This is a genomic window from Thermostilla marina, assembly GCF_054657455.1.
Genome location: NZ_BAAHYR010000001.1, coordinates 678,108 through 693,997, shown reverse-complemented (window position 1 = coordinate 693,997; position 15,890 = coordinate 678,108). Strand labels below are relative to the sequence as shown.

At 61.8% G+C, this 15,890-nt stretch carries 13 protein-coding genes; 11 read left to right on the top strand and 2 right to left on the bottom strand.

Annotation, left to right across the window (positions count from 1 at the left end; genetic code table 11):
* Positions 1 to 181: 181 nt before the first annotated feature.
* Entirely contained in the window at positions 182 to 1,366 is a 1,185-nt protein-coding gene (locus tag ACYQ2I_RS02395) for a DUF5005 domain-containing protein (RefSeq protein ID WP_460165391.1), read from the bottom strand.
* Positions 1,367 to 1,603: 237 nt separating this feature from the next.
* Here ACYQ2I_RS02395 and ACYQ2I_RS02390 point away from each other — a divergent pair, with 237 nt between their 5' ends.
* Together ACYQ2I_RS02390 and ACYQ2I_RS02385 are read left to right on the top strand one after the other, a co-directional pair.
* Positions 1,604 to 2,500 carry a rhomboid family intramembrane serine protease gene (locus tag ACYQ2I_RS02390; protein WP_460165390.1) on the top strand — a complete coding sequence of 299 codons (897 nt, stop codon included), beginning with the start codon at positions 1,604 to 1,606 and terminating at the stop codon, positions 2,498 to 2,500.
* A gap of 219 nt (positions 2,501 to 2,719) precedes the next feature.
* Complete coding sequence (locus tag ACYQ2I_RS02385; RefSeq protein ID WP_460165389.1) at positions 2,720 to 4,291, top strand: arylsulfatase B; 1,572 nt, start codon at positions 2,720 to 2,722, stop codon at positions 4,289 to 4,291.
* A 64-nt stretch (positions 4,292 to 4,355) separates the two neighbouring features.
* Here ACYQ2I_RS02385 and ACYQ2I_RS02380 read toward each other — a convergent pair whose 3' ends face one another.
* A complete protein-coding gene (locus tag ACYQ2I_RS02380) occupies positions 4,356 to 4,868 on the bottom strand; it encodes a DUF3592 domain-containing protein (protein WP_460165388.1) in 513 nt (170 codons plus the stop codon).
* 432 nt (positions 4,869 to 5,300) lie between these two features.
* Here ACYQ2I_RS02380 and ACYQ2I_RS02375 point away from each other — a divergent pair, with 432 nt between their 5' ends.
* The 9 genes from ACYQ2I_RS02375 to ACYQ2I_RS02335 all read left to right on the top strand — a co-directional run bounded on the left by ACYQ2I_RS02375 (position 5,301) and on the right by ACYQ2I_RS02335 (position 15,869).
* Positions 5,301 to 6,065, top strand: coding sequence for a flagellar hook-basal body protein (locus ACYQ2I_RS02375; protein WP_460165387.1), 765 nt, complete (start codon positions 5,301 to 5,303; stop codon positions 6,063 to 6,065).
* A 56-nt stretch (positions 6,066 to 6,121) separates the two neighbouring features.
* On the top strand, positions 6,122 to 6,925 hold the full coding sequence (gene flgG, locus ACYQ2I_RS02370) for a flagellar basal-body rod protein FlgG (RefSeq protein WP_460165386.1): 804 nt from the start codon (positions 6,122 to 6,124) through the stop codon (positions 6,923 to 6,925).
* 41 nt (positions 6,926 to 6,966) lie between these two features.
* Positions 6,967 to 8,022 carry a flagellar basal body P-ring formation chaperone FlgA gene (gene flgA / locus ACYQ2I_RS02365; protein ID WP_460165385.1) on the top strand — a complete coding sequence of 352 codons (1,056 nt, stop codon included), beginning with the start codon at positions 6,967 to 6,969 and terminating at the stop codon, positions 8,020 to 8,022.
* A gap of 49 nt (positions 8,023 to 8,071) precedes the next feature.
* A complete protein-coding gene (locus ACYQ2I_RS02360) occupies positions 8,072 to 8,746 on the top strand; it encodes a flagellar basal body L-ring protein FlgH (RefSeq protein WP_460165384.1) in 675 nt (224 codons plus the stop codon).
* 47 nt (positions 8,747 to 8,793) lie between these two features.
* Positions 8,794 to 9,897 carry a flagellar basal body P-ring protein FlgI gene (locus ACYQ2I_RS02355; RefSeq protein WP_460165383.1) on the top strand — a complete coding sequence of 368 codons (1,104 nt, stop codon included), beginning with the start codon at positions 8,794 to 8,796 and terminating at the stop codon, positions 9,895 to 9,897.
* Between the two features lie 60 nt (positions 9,898 to 9,957).
* On the top strand, positions 9,958 to 10,335 hold the full coding sequence (locus ACYQ2I_RS02350; RefSeq protein WP_460165382.1) for a rod-binding protein: 378 nt from the start codon (positions 9,958 to 9,960) through the stop codon (positions 10,333 to 10,335).
* 71 nt (positions 10,336 to 10,406) lie between these two features.
* Positions 10,407 to 10,898 carry a flagellar export chaperone FlgN gene (gene flgN / locus ACYQ2I_RS02345; protein WP_460165381.1) on the top strand — a complete coding sequence of 164 codons (492 nt, stop codon included), beginning with the start codon at positions 10,407 to 10,409 and terminating at the stop codon, positions 10,896 to 10,898.
* Positions 10,899 to 11,023: 125 nt separating this feature from the next.
* The gene (flgK, locus tag ACYQ2I_RS02340) at positions 11,024 to 12,721 is read left to right on the top strand and encodes a flagellar hook-associated protein FlgK (RefSeq protein WP_460165380.1); all 1,698 of its coding nucleotides are present in this window, start codon (positions 11,024 to 11,026) and stop codon (positions 12,719 to 12,721) included.
* A 133-nt stretch (positions 12,722 to 12,854) separates the two neighbouring features.
* Entirely contained in the window at positions 12,855 to 15,869 is a 3,015-nt protein-coding gene (locus ACYQ2I_RS02335; RefSeq protein ID WP_460165379.1) for a flagellin N-terminal helical domain-containing protein, read from the top strand.
* Positions 15,870 to 15,890 lie beyond the last annotated feature (21 nt).

Sequence of the window (15,890 nt, the reverse complement as noted above, 5' to 3'; positions counted from 1 at the left end):
CGCTCCCAAGCGCGAGCTGCGCGCAACCACGCAACCGCAGCGGCAAGGCATACCGCATTTTTTGGGAAAGAGCCGCCGACGAGAACCGTTGCCGCAACGGCAAAGCAGCACGGTCGGATGTGCTGTGTGCGCCCATACGGCACACGGCGTTTCGCGCGTCACGATCCGGGCATGGTCGGCGTCAGTCGTCTTCCGCCAAACGTACCCGCACGAACCGCGGCTGATAGACCGAGCGGTCTTCGACCAGGCGTTTGAAGTCCCACGCGTTCGCAGCGTAGGTGATAATCAACTCGTCCGCTTGTCGGGCGAGCTCGGGATGAGCCTTGCCCGCGTAACAGAATAGTCCTTTGTCGTCGCCTTCAGGGCACGGGTACAGCAGAAGCGGCTCGCTCCACGGGCCGGTCGGCGATGCCGCGTTGCGATACAAAATGCGCGGCGACAGGCCGATCTCGGTATACACGATCTCGAAGCAATGCCGGTCGGCGGAATAGGTGACACTTCCCTCGCTCGCCGCACCGCCGAACAGTGGAGCCGCGCGACGGAAATCGGCCGCCCAGCCGTTGCCGTCGAAAAACCGCCACGCGGTGAAGTCGGCCACGTGCTGCGGATCGCCCCTCGCAACGATCAATCGCTTGTCGGGAAACGGCTTCGCCCGGCGGTCTTCATCGTAGCCGTAGATGTACAGTCGACCATCGTGCAGCAGAAACGACAATCCGTAGACGATCGCCCGCGCTTTCGTATCGAGAAAATGCGGAACCGCGTATTGCTCGACGCGCCACGAGGCGACTTCGGCATCGGGATTGTCGATCACCAAAAGCCATTGGCCGATCTGGCGAAACCCGAACGGGCCTCCGGTTTGTGTGTGCTCGATTTGCGCAGCCGCCAGCACGGCACGTTTCGAGAGACGCAAACCCGAAAGCAACCAGAAGAACCCTCGCCCGTCGCGGGGAACGATCCACGACGCGCGTCTGCCTGCGGCATCGCTTCCAAAATGAAAATCGACCGTCCAGGCGGTGCGATCCCCCGATTGCGCCTTGCGGGCAAGGGCGATCGAGTTGTTGACCATGCGACGTCGTGCGGCATCGGTGAACGTATCGCCGAACAACCACAAGATGCGATCCGACGACAACGGAACCGAGTAGGCCCCGTCGGCGCCGCCCCAGGCCTCGCTCGGCGCGAAGCGCGCATCCCACGCCGAAAGCGGGACCGCTTCGACCACGCGAAACGTGGGTACACGTGCTTCCTGTCCGCAGGCTGCGGCGGCAACGAACACGATCCCCACCAGCACAGCCCCGGACAAACCGAGCGGCCGACCGTGGCGGCGAGATCCCCGAAACCGGCGGAAGAACCAGCACGCACGTGACATGATGCGTCTCCGGCAATGCGACACAAAAAGTAGACAAACTGGGCGACACAGCAAAACAACCGAGTGTAGTCCCGGCAACCGGTCGCGGGCAAACGGTTCCTTACCCGGCGGCAAGAACCGTCCGGCGGCGATCGTCGTTTCTTTCCCCGCGTGCTACGGTACAATGGCGACAAGTGCCGAGGTTGGCGTCTTCATTGCGGATTATTCGGAGCAATTCACGGCGAAAGGACTCCGGGCATGGGCTTGTACGATCGCGACTACGTGCGCTACCGCCGATCCCCTTTGGGCACGGCCGGGCCGCAATCCGCGGTAATCACGCTAATCATTCTAAACGTTGTGATCTACATAGCAGACGGGTTTTCGGGGCAGTTGTTGAGCAATCTTGGGGCGGCACGGGTGGAAACTCTGTGGACCCCTTGGACGTGGTGGCGTTTCGTGACCTACGGGTTTCTCCACTCGCCGACGCCGCAGCACGTGTTTTTCAACATGCTCACGCTGTTTTTCTTCGGCCGCGACATGGAAAACCTGCTGGGCCGAAACGAGTTCTTGCGGCTGTACTTCGCGATGATCATTCTCGGCGGGATCGTGTGGGCGGTCGCCAACCGGATGACCGGCGTCGTGGGCGGCACGTATTTGGTAGGTGCCTCGGGGGCCGTGATCGGGATGTTTTTCTTGTTCTGCCTGAACTTCCCGAACCGGATCGTCTTATTGTTCTTCGTGTTGCCCGTCCCCGCCTGGGTGGCCGGGCTGCTTCTGGTCGTCCCCGATTTTCTCTACGCCCTGAAGAATGCCGACACGAACATTGCCTACTCGGTCCACATCACGGGCGTGCTGATTGCGCTGGCGTACTACCAGTCGGGATTTCGGCTGGGACGCTTATTCGACTTCGGCGGGTTTTTCGACCGATGGCGGTCCCGTCGGCCTTCGCTGAAGGTGCGCCGATTCGAGGAGGATGAAGACGCCGAAGACGCGCAGGCGCGTCGCGAGGCCGAAGAACTCGAAGAACTGCGCCGCGAGGTCGATCGGCTGCTCGACAAGATTCGCGATCACGGCGAAGAAAGCCTTACCCGCAAAGAACGCCGGTTTCTCGAAAATGCCTCGCGACGGCTTCGCGAGCACATGAAGCGCCGCTAGAACGTTCGGACGGTTCGACCTCGCCGAAGCCGCCCATCTTTTGTTCCAACGACTCGACCGGCACGGTGTGAGACGATTGCGCGAAAGCGACATGCACTTTTCGTGCGCGCTGCGGCGTGGTCGCGATTGCGCGCCGAATGCTTTCGCGGCCGAGGTGTCGCTAGGTACAATACGCGGCGGACTTGTCGAAATAGGGTCTCCTCAGGTGAGGTGTCAACGATGCGAATACGTCTGGGTGTTCTGGCGGGCTTGGCGGCGTGGATCGGGTTGGCGTCCGGATTCGTCGGACCGTACAGCGCGGCGCGGGGAGCCGAGTCGCCAGCCGGCAGCCGCCCGAATATCATCTTCATCTTGGCCGACGACATGGGTTGGGCGCAGCTCGGTATCCACGGCGGCAATCCCGAGCTCACACCGAACATCGACCGGTTGGCGGCCGAGGGCATGCGGCTCGATCAGTTCTACGTGCATTCGGTGTGTTCTCCCACACGAGCCGCCTTCATGACCGGACGCTACGCCTGGCGGACGTGGATGGACTGGCGCACCGAAGACTTCGGGAAGCCCAGTTACTTGAACCGATTGGGGCTGACCTTGGCCAAAACCGAAAAAGGCGAGCCGACCCGCCGCATTCACGCGCTCGACACGCAGGAACGCACGATCGCCGAGGCGCTCGGCGAAGCGGGTTATTTCACGGGCATCTTGGGGAAATGGCACCTGGGTGAATGGCTCGACGAGAACCTGCCCATGGGCCAAGGGTTTCAATACCAATACGGCCATTACGCCTGGGGTATCGACTATTACACAAAGACGATCGAGCACAACGCGCCGGCCGTGTTTGCCGTCTACGATTGGCATCGCAATCAAAAGCCCCTCCACGAAGAGGGCTACACGACCGACCTGTTGGCCGCCGAGGCCGAACGGGTGATCGCCGCACAAAAATCCGACCGGCCGTTTTTCTTGTACATTGCGTTCAATGCCGTCCACGGCCCGCTCAATCCGCCGCCGCGATACACCGACCGTTACGACGTTCGCAGCGCCATGCTCAAGTGTCTCGACGACGCGGTCGGCCGCGTCGTCACAGCCGTCGATCGTCACGGTTTTCGTGAGAACACGCTGATTGTGTTCACCAACGACAACGGCCCGGTTCTCGAAGAAATGAGCCGTCCCTTCCGTGGAACGAAGAACACGACCTTCGAAGGGGGCGTGCGCAGCCCGTGTCTTCTGCGATGGCCCGGCACGATCGCCCCCGGTTCGCGCAGCGACGCGATGATGTTCGTCACCGACTGGTACAGCACGTTCATCTCGCTGGCCGGCGGCAGCCACGAACAAGAGCGACCGGTCGATTCGTTCGACATGATCGACACGCTGTTTGCGGGCAAGCCGAGCCCGCGGCAAGAGATCGTCTTCGAGGTCGCCGGAAGCGTGCGTCTTCCCACGATCCGCAGCGGCTCGTGGAAGCTGATGGGCGATGCGCTGTACAACATCGACGATGATCCGGGCGAGACGCAGGACGTCGCTGCGGCCCATCCCGAGGTTGTTCGGCGATTGAAGGCTCGGCTCGAAGAAATGGCCGCGCAACGTCCGCCGCTGGGCGACAAGCCGCTGGTGATGGATCCCCCGCTTCCGTGGGTGTACGGCCAAAAAGAAAACGCCGATCCGCCGGCGTGGCTCATCGAGCACGTGAAGGCTGTGCGGGCGAAGCAACCGCAGTATTGGCCGCCGGGGAAAACGCCGTGGCCTCAAGCGCCCCGGGGCGCATTCGCCGCACCCCAACCTTCCGCCGAAGCCCCGTGATTTTCCATCCCTCGGCCGTGAGCCGCGGGACGGGAACGAAAGCTCCGTCGAGCGGGCCGGGACTTCAGGCGGTCGTAGCGGATCGCCTTCCGCGATTCCGGGTGCGCGTCCCCCAATAGATGAGTCCGGTCCCGACCAGAAGTGCGAGCAAGCTCAACCCGACGGCGCCGTAGTTGCTTCCGGTGACGTCGCGGCGAAGCACGGCTTCTTCGGGGCGGGAAGGATGGTGATACACCGTGACGACAGCGCCGGGTGGATACTTTGCCGCGATCTGTTCCGCTTCGGCTTTTGTGCGATTGAATGGTGACGCCGAATACGCGAAGCGAGACGACTCGTAGGCTTGTCCGTCCACTTCATACCGGTAGACGACGACCGGTTCGTAGTCGACGCCGCCGGAGTGCTGCTTCTCTCGGACCTCGGTCGAGATCACCGTCCCCGCGGTTTCGATCCATCCGGCGCAGGCTGCCGCACGCCAAAGGTTCCACGTGGCCCACGGCAAATAGAAAAAGCCGAACACGAAGGCCGTAAAGCCCAAAACCAGCGGCAGCGCCGAACGCGAATCGGAATGGGTTGACACCAAATTTACCTCCCGCGCGGGAATATACCCCGGCAGCACCGGCAACACAACAATTTCCTCGGGTAAACGGCCGGTGCCGATGAGGACGGCGTTTCGACGCCAGCGGCGGGCGTGCTTGCCTATCCACCCTGACTTTCCCTTCTTTTCATTGCAGACCGACTCATTACAGGCGACGGCCGATCGGCAAGTCTTGCGCGATCGGCAAATTTTGCTGTTCTGTCGCGGCGTGCGGCAAACTTCCGATCGGTACGCGAGGGGCATTTCGGCATCCCTTCGGAAAGCGCAACTCGCGTTTTGAAGAAGACTTGAGGCACGTCGGTATTTCTTGCCGGAGTTTTTCTGGTGCTTCGGCACGCACGTTGCTTTCCAGGAACCCGTCGACGGAAGATCCGCCGGTGTGATCTTCCCGGCCGAGTTTCAGGAGACGTTGCGATGCCGTACGGGTTGTATCTCTCTGCCGAAGGCGCTGCCGCCCAGAGCCGGCGGTTGGATGTCATCGCGCACAACCTGGCGAACGTCGACACGGTCGGCTTCAAGCGCGAACTGGCGATTCAGCGGGCGCGGTTGGCCGAGGCCCAAGCCGAGGGCGAAGACTATCTCGGCTCGGGGTCGATCAACGACGTCGGCGGCGGCGTGCTCATGTTCGAAACGAAGACCGATTTCGCCCAAGGCCCTATCAAAGAAACCGGCGTCGAGACCGATTTCGCCATCCGCGGCGAAGGCTTCTTCCTGGTCGAAAAAGAGGGCGAGACTTTTTTGACGCGGGCGGGAAATTTCTTCATCAACGGCAACGGCGAGCTGGTCACTCAGTTCGGTAACGATCATTACCGAGTGCTCAGCGCCGACGGCAACGCGATCGTCATCGATCCGATCAACAACGGACCGTGGGAACTCCTTCCCGACGGCACCATCCAACAACCCGGTCAACGCCAACGACTGGCGCTGGTCGAACCGACTTCGTACGACAGCCTGCGGCGGGTCGGTGAGAACCTCTTCCAAGCATTGGACGGCTACGAAGAATTGCCCGCCGATCGGCGGAACGTGGTCGCCGGCCACCTCGAAATGTCGGGGGTGCAACCGACCGCCGAGATGGTCGACATGATCACCACCTCCCGATTGCTGGAAGCCAACCTGAACATGATGCAAACACAAGATCAGATGCTGTCGGGACTGTTCAACCGCGTCATGCGGGTATGAGTTCGAATTCCCGGATGGACGGAACCATCACGTTTCATCGCAAATAGGACGGAACCATGAGCGTACAAACCCTCTATTCGGCCGCCACCGGCATGACGGCCATGGAGACGAAGCTCGACGTCATCTCGAACAACCTGGCGAACATCGAAACGACCGCCTTCAAACGCGGCCGTGCCAACTTCGAGGACCTGTTCTATCGCCACGAGATGTTTCCCGGGGCCGAAGACACCTCGGGCCAGTACACGCCCACCGGGATTTCGGTCGGTCTGGGTACCCGCGTTTCCAGCATCCAAACCGAGTTCCGCCAAGGCGCCTTCCAGCAGACCGAACGCGAACTCGACGTGGCGATCGAGGGCAACGGCTTCTTTCAGGTGCTCGATCCTTCGGGCGAAGTGCTGTACACGCGGGCGGGAAACTTCTCGATCAACGCCAACGGGAACCTCGTTCTCGGGTCGGCGAACACCGGGCGGTTGCTCGAACCGCCGATCGTCGTTCCCAGCGACGCCACGAACGTCGTCATCAGCCCTGAAGGCATCGTTTCGGTCCGACAACCCGGCACGCCGAATCTCACCCAGGTCGGCACGATCGAACTGGTCAGCTTCATCAATCCCGAAGGACTATTGAAGCTGGGTGAGAACCTGTACGCCGAGACGGACGCTTCGGGAACACCGGTGACGGGTACGCCCGGCCAAGACGGACTCGGCCTGCTGCGACAGGGTTCGCTCGAAGCGTCGAACGTCGAGCCGGTGCGGGAACTGATCGACCTCATCACCACCCAACGGGCCTTCGAGATGAACTCCCAAACCGTCCAGGTCGGCGACCAAATGATGCAACTGGTGGCGAACCTGCGGCGGTACTAACGGTAACGTGATTCCTCCTTGAACCGAACGAGCTGAAGACCATGCCGACCGTCGACAGGATGTTTCGAACGCGGCTTGTGTGGATGGGCCTGATCGTCGCATCGTTGCAGGTCGTCGCAACCGCCCGCGCCGCCGAAATCCTGTTGCGTCCCACGGCCGTTTGCCGCCGTTCCGCCGTGACGCTCGGCGACGTAGCCGAGATTCGCGACGCCGACACGACCGTGGCCGAGAATCTTTCGCAAACGGTGCTGGTGCCCGCCCCCGCTCCCGGCGAGCGACGCTTCCTCACCCGCCGGCAAGTCGAAGAAGTGCTCGTGGTGCGCGGCTTGGACATGCGGGCGCACCGAATCGACGGCGCAAACATGATCGAAGTGACGCGACCGGCGGTGGTGAACACCTCGGCCGTTCAATCGATTTCGCAGGCGGTGGCCTCGCGGGCAAAGCGATTGGTGGAAGAGGCCGTGGCCCGGTATCTGGCGGAAACGACCGGCGAAAGCGGCTGGGACGTCTCCTGTCGCTTCGACGCGAATCACGCCGCGTTGCTCGCCGATCCCCACTCGCAAATTACCGTTCGGGGAGGGACGCCGCCCTACGCCGGAGCGCAACGGTTCGACCTTGTGATCGACAACCCGGCGGGCCGCGGCACGATCCCGGTCGTCGCCGAAATCGCACCGCGTCGTGCTGTGGTGGTCGCCGTCCGCTCGTTACCGCGCGGGGCGATCATCCGCCGCGAAGACGTCGCGTTGACCCGCGACGTCGACGCAAACACGGCCGCCGATCCGGATGTCTGCCGTTCGCTCGACGAGGTCGTCGGCAAAGAAGCCGCCACGGCGATCGGCCAGAACCGCATCCTCAGCCGCCGCGACGTCCGTCTGCCCGTGTTGGTCCGACGCAACGACGTGGTCACCGTGTACGTGCGGGCGTCGGGCATCCGCATTCGCACGGTCGGCCGGGCCGCCGACGAAGGCTCCCAAGGCGATCTGGTCGAAGTCGAATCGCTCGACCGCAAACGCCGCTTCTATGCCCGCGTGAGCGGCTTCCAGGAAGTCGAGGTTTTCGCTCGGGGTGTACAGGCGAACGAAACGGCCGCCCGCTGAATCCGAAGGTTATCCCGAACAGCACACAAACAAACGACGAGCACGACCGATGAAAAGCCGACGTTTTCTGGAACCGATCGCTGCAACGTTGCTGGTGCTGACGACGGCCGTGTCGGCCTCGGCCCAAAGCGGCAGCCTGCTGACGGCCGGAACTCCGTCGTCGCAACCGCCCACGCTCGACAAGACGTCGTGGACCTATCAGCCGCCGCCGGAGCCGCGAAAGTTCATGCTGCACGACCTGGTGACCGTCGTCGTCGACGAGAAGACGCAAGTCATCTCCGAAGGTCAAATGGACCGCCGCAAAAAAGCCGACGGCAAATTCATCCTCAGTGATTGGATTTTGCTGAAGAGCTGGCACCTGATTCCTGATCCGCAAAGCGACGGCGATCCGACCGTCTCGGGCGCGATGGAAAACAAGTACCGTGCCGAATCGGAACTGGAAACCCGCGAGGCGATGAAGCTGCGGGTCTCGTGCGAGGTCGTCGACGTTCGCCCGAACGGCCTGCTGGTGCTCGAAGGACGCCGCTTCATCCAAGTAAACAACGACACCTGGGAAATCGCCTTGACCGGCACCGTTTCGGCCGACGCGATCCTGCCCGACAACACCGTGTTGAGTGAGAACGTCGCCAACCTGCGGCTGGTGAAACGCGAGGCGGGACACGTCCGCGACGGTTATCGCCGCGGCTGGGCCCTCCGTTGGCTCGACGCGGTCCAGCCTTTCTGACGGAAGCATTCTATTCGGCATCCCTCGAAACACGAACCGGCACGACCATGATTCACGCAAACGACCATCGAACCGAAGCCCGCAACCGGCACTACCGCACCGTTCGACTGGCGACCGTCGTGTTGGTCGCCGTCGCGTGCTCGATGAACGTGCCGCAGGCGACCGCCGGCGTGTCGTTGAAGAACATTTGCCGCGTCAAAGGGCAAGAGGAAAACGTCATTCACGGGCTGGGGATCGTCGTGGGCTTGAAGGGAACCGGCGACGGAGGAAACTTCCTTCCCACGATCCGAAGCCTGGGAACCGCGATGCAGTTGATGGGGACGCCGTTGGGCAAAGACGGTCTGACGGAACTCAAGGATGCGAAGAACGTGGCGATCGTGCTGGTAACGGCCACGGTTCCCGCCGCCGGTGCCCGCCAAGGCGATCGTCTCGACTGCGTCGTCAGCTCGGTCGGATCGGCCAAGAGCCTGGAAGGGGGAAGGCTGTTCCTCACGCCGCTTCTCGGGCCCGTGCCCGGCGATCCCCGTGTGTACGCCTTGGCCGAAGGCCCTATCACCTTGGACGACACGAACATCCCCACGGTGGGCCGTATTCACGGCGGCTGCCGACTCGAAGCCGACTTCTTCACGCCCTTCGTCAAAGACGGCAAGATCACGCTGGTGCTCGAGCCGCAATACGCCGATTTCCAAGTCGCTCAAGACGTCGCCGAGCTGATCAACAGTCAGATGAGCTTTCAAAGCAGCGGCATGCCTTTGGCCCGTGCGATCAACCAAGGAAACGTCGAAGTCACGATTCCCCGGCAATACGCCGAAGACCCCGTGTTGTTCGTGGCCCAGGTGTTGAACCTGCCGCTGTTGGATGTGGCGACCGGTCCCCGCGTGGTGATCAACGAGCGGGCGGGAAGCATCGTCATCAGCGGCGACGTCGAAATCGGGCCCGTCGTCGTAACGCATAAGAACATGGTGATCGAGACCGGGCAACCGACCGCGGGCGGCTTCGTAGGCGTCGATCCCGCTCAGCCCGACAACCCCACGCTCAAGGCGCTGGTCGAAGCCCTCAACGCGATCAACACGCCGACCGCCGACATCATCGAGATCATCAAGGGACTCGAACGCGACGGCAAACTCCACGCCGACTTGATCATCGAGTGACGCAGGGCCTCTCCCCCGACACAACCCATTGAGAAGACGAATCCGATTCGAGGAACCATCATGATCGCGGACGTGACAGCGGGCACGACGATCGACCGGGCGAATTTCGCGGCAAATCAGGCGACCGCGAACCGCGGCGCGCAGTTTGCCGAATTGCTCGAGGCGAAGATGTCGGAACCGTCCGCCGAGCAGGCCGCGACCGAAGACGACGAAGAACTTCGTGAGGCATTCCGATCGTTCGTCGGACAAACACTGTTCGGCATGATGCTCAAAGAGATGCGGAAGTCGGTCCACAAAACACCTTATTTCCACGGCGGTCAGGCCGAGGAAATCTTCCAGCAACACCTCGACATGACGTTGGCCGAAAAGATGGCCGACTCCGCAGCCGACCGCTTCAGCGATCCCATGTTCGAACTGTTCGAACTGCGACGGCGCTGAAACAAAGCGACACTGTTCCGTACACGACGCATCCGCAAGGAAGCACCCAAACCACGAGAAGGATTTCGGCAATGCAATCGAGTTGGGAGTCGGAACTGGCGAGCTTTCTCACCGATCTTTCGGCGATCCAACAGCAATCGCTCGACATCCTCACCCGCAAGCGGCAGTCGCTCGCTTCGGTTGATATGGAGGAGTTGGCGAATGTGGATAAGGAAGAGGCCGCTCTTGCCGAACGGCTTCAAGAGCTGCTGGAACGGCGCGAGGCGTTGTTGACGCGGGCGAAGCAGTCCGGCCTTCCCGCCGAGAACGTCCGGTCGCTGGCCGCAGCCGTCCAGGGAAAGCACGGCGACCTCAGTCGCCGGGCGAACGAGGCGAGCCGGCGGGCGCGCCTGTTACAACACAACGCCCTGACGAACTGGCTGATCATCCAGCGAACACTGATTCACCTTTCACAATTACTCGAGATTATCGCGACTGGCGGCGAATCTCGGCCGACATATAACAAAGATAACCGTTATTCCGAAACTGCAAACTGCGGATCCTTGATAAACCAGGAAGCATAGAAAACCTAAGCAACGCCAAATTTGCCCCGAAACCGCGTCGAAGTCGGCGCGGTTCGCCGCTGCGCCGCGGCCGGGAGGGTCCGCGGCGGAACACGAGCCTCCAACGGACTGGATGACCCGAAGCGATGTCGCTGTATAGCTCGATCCGAATGGCCTCGAACACCATGCGGGCGGACCAGATCGCCATGCAGGTGATCGGGCAGAACATCGCCAATGCGAACACCCCCGGTTACATCCGGGAAGAGACGGTCCTCGCACCCGCCCCCGTCCAGCAGTTGGGCCGCTTGTTGTTGGGCCTGGGGGTCGACGTCAAGGCCGTCGTTCAGAAGATCGACACCTTTCTCGAAGAACGCCTGCGCGGATCGGTCAGCGATCGATCGAGTGCCGAGGTCAAAGAAGAAACCTACGGTCAGCTCGAAGGATTGGTCAACGAGCTGGGCGACATGGACCTGAGCACCGACCTGAACAACTTTTTCTCGGCGATCTCCGAGATCTTGAACCAGCCCGAAAGCGTTTCCGTCCGGAACCTGGCCGTCTTGCAGGGGAAAACGCTGGCCACGAACATCACCCGCTTGTCGAATCGCGTTTCCGAGGTCCGCAACGACCTGAACGACCGTGTCGCCGACATGGCCGAGCGAATCAACAAGCTCACCGAAACGATCCAGAAACTGAACATCCGCATTGCCGAAACCGAAGGCGGCGACGTGTCGAACAGCGATGCGGTGGGCCTGCGCGACCAGCGGTTGCAGGCCTTGGAAGAATTGGCCGAACTGATCGACATCCGCGTCGAAGAGCAGGAATCGGGCGGCGTGACCGTATACGTAGGCGGCGACTTTCTCGTGTACGAAGGGACGCGCCGCGAAGTCGAAGTCGTCTACGGAACCGACCGCGGCCTGGCCACCGCCGAAATTCACTTGAAAGAAACCGATTCACCTTTGGATATCAGTGCCGGCGAACTGGCCGGGCTGATCTCCTCGCGCGACGACATCCTCGGCGGCTTCCTCGATCAGCTCGACAATTTCGCCGGGGCGCTCATTTTCGAGTTCAACAAGCTTTTCTCGTCGGGGCAGGGATTGAACGGGTTCAGCGAGTTGACCAGTACGTACCTGGTCGACGAGACGGACGTTCCCCTCGACACGGCGGGCCTCGACTTCACCCCGCAGAACGGATCGTTCGACCTCATCTTGTACAACACCCGCACGGGTGAAGCGAAAACGACCACCATCAAGGTCGACCTCAACGGTATCAACGACGACACGACCTTGGAAGATTTGGCGGCGCAACTGGACGCGATCGACGGGTTGACCGCTTCGGCCGATGCCACCGGGCGGATCACGATCTCGGCCGATTCGATCGATCAGCAGTTCGCCTTTGCGAACGATTCCAGCGGTGTGCTGGCCGCCTTGGGCCTGAATACGTTTTTCACCGGTTCGACCGCGCGCGACATCGCCGTCAATACGGTCGTGCAAGAGGACCCCTCACTGTTTGCCGCCAGTGCCGGGGGGATCGGTGTCGATACCGATATCGCCCTCGAGTTGGCCGACTTTCTCGATCGGCCGCTCGATTCCCAAAACGGGATGAGCCTGGCGGTCCTGTACGACCAATTGACCGGCGACATGACCCAAGGTTCGGCGGTGGCGCAGGCCGAGGCCGAAGGCGCCCGCGTGTTCGAGCAAACCTTGCGCGGCCAAAAAATGGCCACCAGCGGTGTCAGCCTCGACGAAGAGGCCGTCAAGATGATGACGTTTCAGCGGCAGTTCCAGGCTTCGGCACGGTTCATCGCCGTGCTGAACGAGTTGTTCGAAATCTTGGTAAGTATTTGAGCGCCTTCGATGCCGGAAGACGGCAACGGGCGATCACGAAACATGATGCCCCCTTGAGGAACACATCGGGACGCGCAGACAACGCAAGTGTTGCGTTCGCCCTCGTGATCGATTTGCAAGGAAGCGACCGGCCATGGGTGCCATCATCGGAATTCCCACCACCCGCGTGAGCGACCTGTTCGTACGGTCCCGCCTGTTGCAGCAGGTGCAGTACGATCAGCGCGAACTGTACCGCGTACAGACGCAGCTCAGCACGGGCTATCGATACCAGCTTCCCAGCGAAGACCCGATCTCGGCGTTGCGGGTGATGAGCCTGCAACGGTTGCTCGAACGCAAGGAACAAGTCAAAAGCAACCTGGAGACGAACCAGTCGTTCCTGACGGCGACCGATTCGGCGGCGTCGCACGTTTCCGAGATCGTCTCCGACGCGCGGGCGGTCGCCCTGAGCGTGATGGGCACGACCTCGACCGACGATCAACGCGCCGCCGCGGCGCAGCAGATCGAGCAGGCGATCCAGCAGCTTCTCGACACGGGCAACCACAAGTTCCGCGACCGCTATCTGTTCGCCGGCAGCCGGACGGACGTTCGCCCCTTCGAACGCGACGGCGACTTGATCACCTACCTGGGCAACGAAAACACGTTGTTGAGCTACTCGGACACCGACCTGTTGTTCCAGACGAACGTGACCGGGGCGGAAATGTTCGGCGCGCTCTCCGATGCCGTCCGCGGACAAGCCGACTTGAATCCCGCCCTCACGATGGATACGCGGCTTTCCGACCTGTACGGCGGACTGGGCGTCGATCTCGGAAGTATCGCCATTTCCGACGGGAGCACGGTTGCCACTATCGACCTCAGCAGCGCCGAAACGATCGGCGACGTGGCATTGTTGATCAAGAACAATGCCGAGCGATTGCCGCTGAACGTCGAAATCACCGCAACCGGCTTGAAGATTCAGCTCGACGCCGCGGTCGGCGATCTTTCGATTCTCGAAGTCGGTGAAGGCAACTCGGCGCATCAATTGGGGATCTACACGCCGATCGGCGTGGGCCTGAATCCCGTCGTCGGCGAAGATTTGAACCCGGCGCTCACCTTGACCACGTCGTTGGACGACATCACCGGCACGTATTCTCGGGCATACGTGCGATTCCCCTCGACCGACAACGACTTCATCCTCACGGCAGACACCCGCGGCGAGGCCCTGAACGGTACGAAAATTCGCTTTCTCGACGATCCGACGGTCACCTTCGGCAACGAGGTCGTCCAGTACGATCCGGCGGCCAAAGAAATCACCGTGCTGATCGACGAAGGGCATACCCTGGCCCAGCATGTCGTCGATGCGATCAACACCGCGAACGCCGCGGGCACCCTGCCGTTCACCGCCGAACTCGACACGCTCGACCAGGGCGATTACGCGGGCTTGGGCCTGGTCGCCGTCACGCCGCCGGGCGAGTGGGCCGCCACGACCGAAGGCGGATCGGGCGAAGAGTTCGACAAGACATCAGGATTGCAAATCACCAACGCCGGGCAGACGCATACCATCGACATCAGTGAGGCCGAAACCGTCGAGGACTTGTTGAACATTCTCAACAGCTCCGAGGCCGGACTCCTTGCCCAGATCAACGAATCGCGCACCGGCATCGACATCCGTTCGCGGGTCAGCGGTGCCGACTTCGCCGTCGGCGAGAACGGCGGCGTCACCGCGACGCAATTGGGCGTTCGCACGTTCACCGGGGAAACGAAACTGGCCGACATGAACTTCGGCCGCGGCGTGTTCGACTACCAAAGCGACGGCCAGCGGGCCTCGGCTACGTACACCTCGAACGGGCTGAACAACGACCTGCTCCTGCGCGCCCGCAACGACGGTTCCGATTGGAACGACTACGAACTGGAAATCTACGACTCGGGGCTGCCTCCGGGATCCGAGACGATCACTTACGATCCGGTCAACAAGAAGATTTCCATCGGTATCGCACCGGGATACACGACGGCCAAGGACGTCGTCGATCTGTTCGCGGCGACACCCGGCGCACGCGACGACTTCGAGTTGGTCCTCGCCGACGAAGAAGGCAATCCGCTCAACGACGGCTCGGGGCTCGTGCAGTTGGGGACGACCTCGACGTCGGGCGGTTCGGCAGGCGGCGTCGATTTTCTCATCACCCGCGCCGACGGCGTTACCCTCGAGTTCGATATTTCGGGCGCGCAAACGGTGCAGGACGTAATCGACCTGATCAACAACCATCCCGACAATCCACCGCGGGCACCGGGTGAGCAACCGTGGCTCTATGCACGACTGGCCACCTACGGCAACGGTATCGAATTGGTCGACGACAGCCTAGGCTCCGGTACGCTCACTGTCGAACGGACCAAACTGAGTACCACGGCGATCGACTTGGGGTTCATTCCGCCGGGAGAAAACGAGGCACAGGCGACTTCGCCCGGCAGCATCGCGACGACGACGGTGGCCTCGCCGGGACCGAACAGCAACCTGATCGTTCGGTCGCGGTTCCCGACCAGCGACGCGAACGGATACCGTGTCATCTTCGAAGACACCGTCCCCGGTGCCGAATCGTTCACGTTCGACCCCGTAAACAAGGAACTGCGATTCGAGATCGAGACGGGCGTTACCGACGCCAATCGCATCATCACTATGTTTCAGGCCGATCTTGCCGCGAGCCAGCGATTCGAAATCGTCCTCGATCCGGCGGACGGGAACGACGGAACCGGATTTGTGGCGGCGACCGATCCGCTCAATCCCCCGCAACTCTCCGGCGGAGAGCCGACGACCCTCACCGGTCGCGACGTCGCCCCGTTGGAAACCGAAAGCGTCTTCAACGCTCTGCTTCGGTTGAAGCACGGATTGCTCGAAAACGACAGCTACGAGATGGAGCGGGCCGTTCAGCAACTGGACGACCAGCTCTTGAACTTCAACTTCGTGCGCGCCGACCTGGGCGCCAAGCAGAACGGCCTCGACATCCTGCAAACCCGTCTGGAAGACGAAGACGTCGAATTGCGCAGCATGCTCTCGGACGAGCATGACATCGACATGGTCGAGGCCATTTCGAGCCTGACGGGTCGTCAAATGGCCCTCGAAGCTGCCTTGCAAGCGACCGCCAAAATGTTCCAACTGACGTTGCTGGACTACCTGTAATCTCGGCTCCGCGGTCGCATC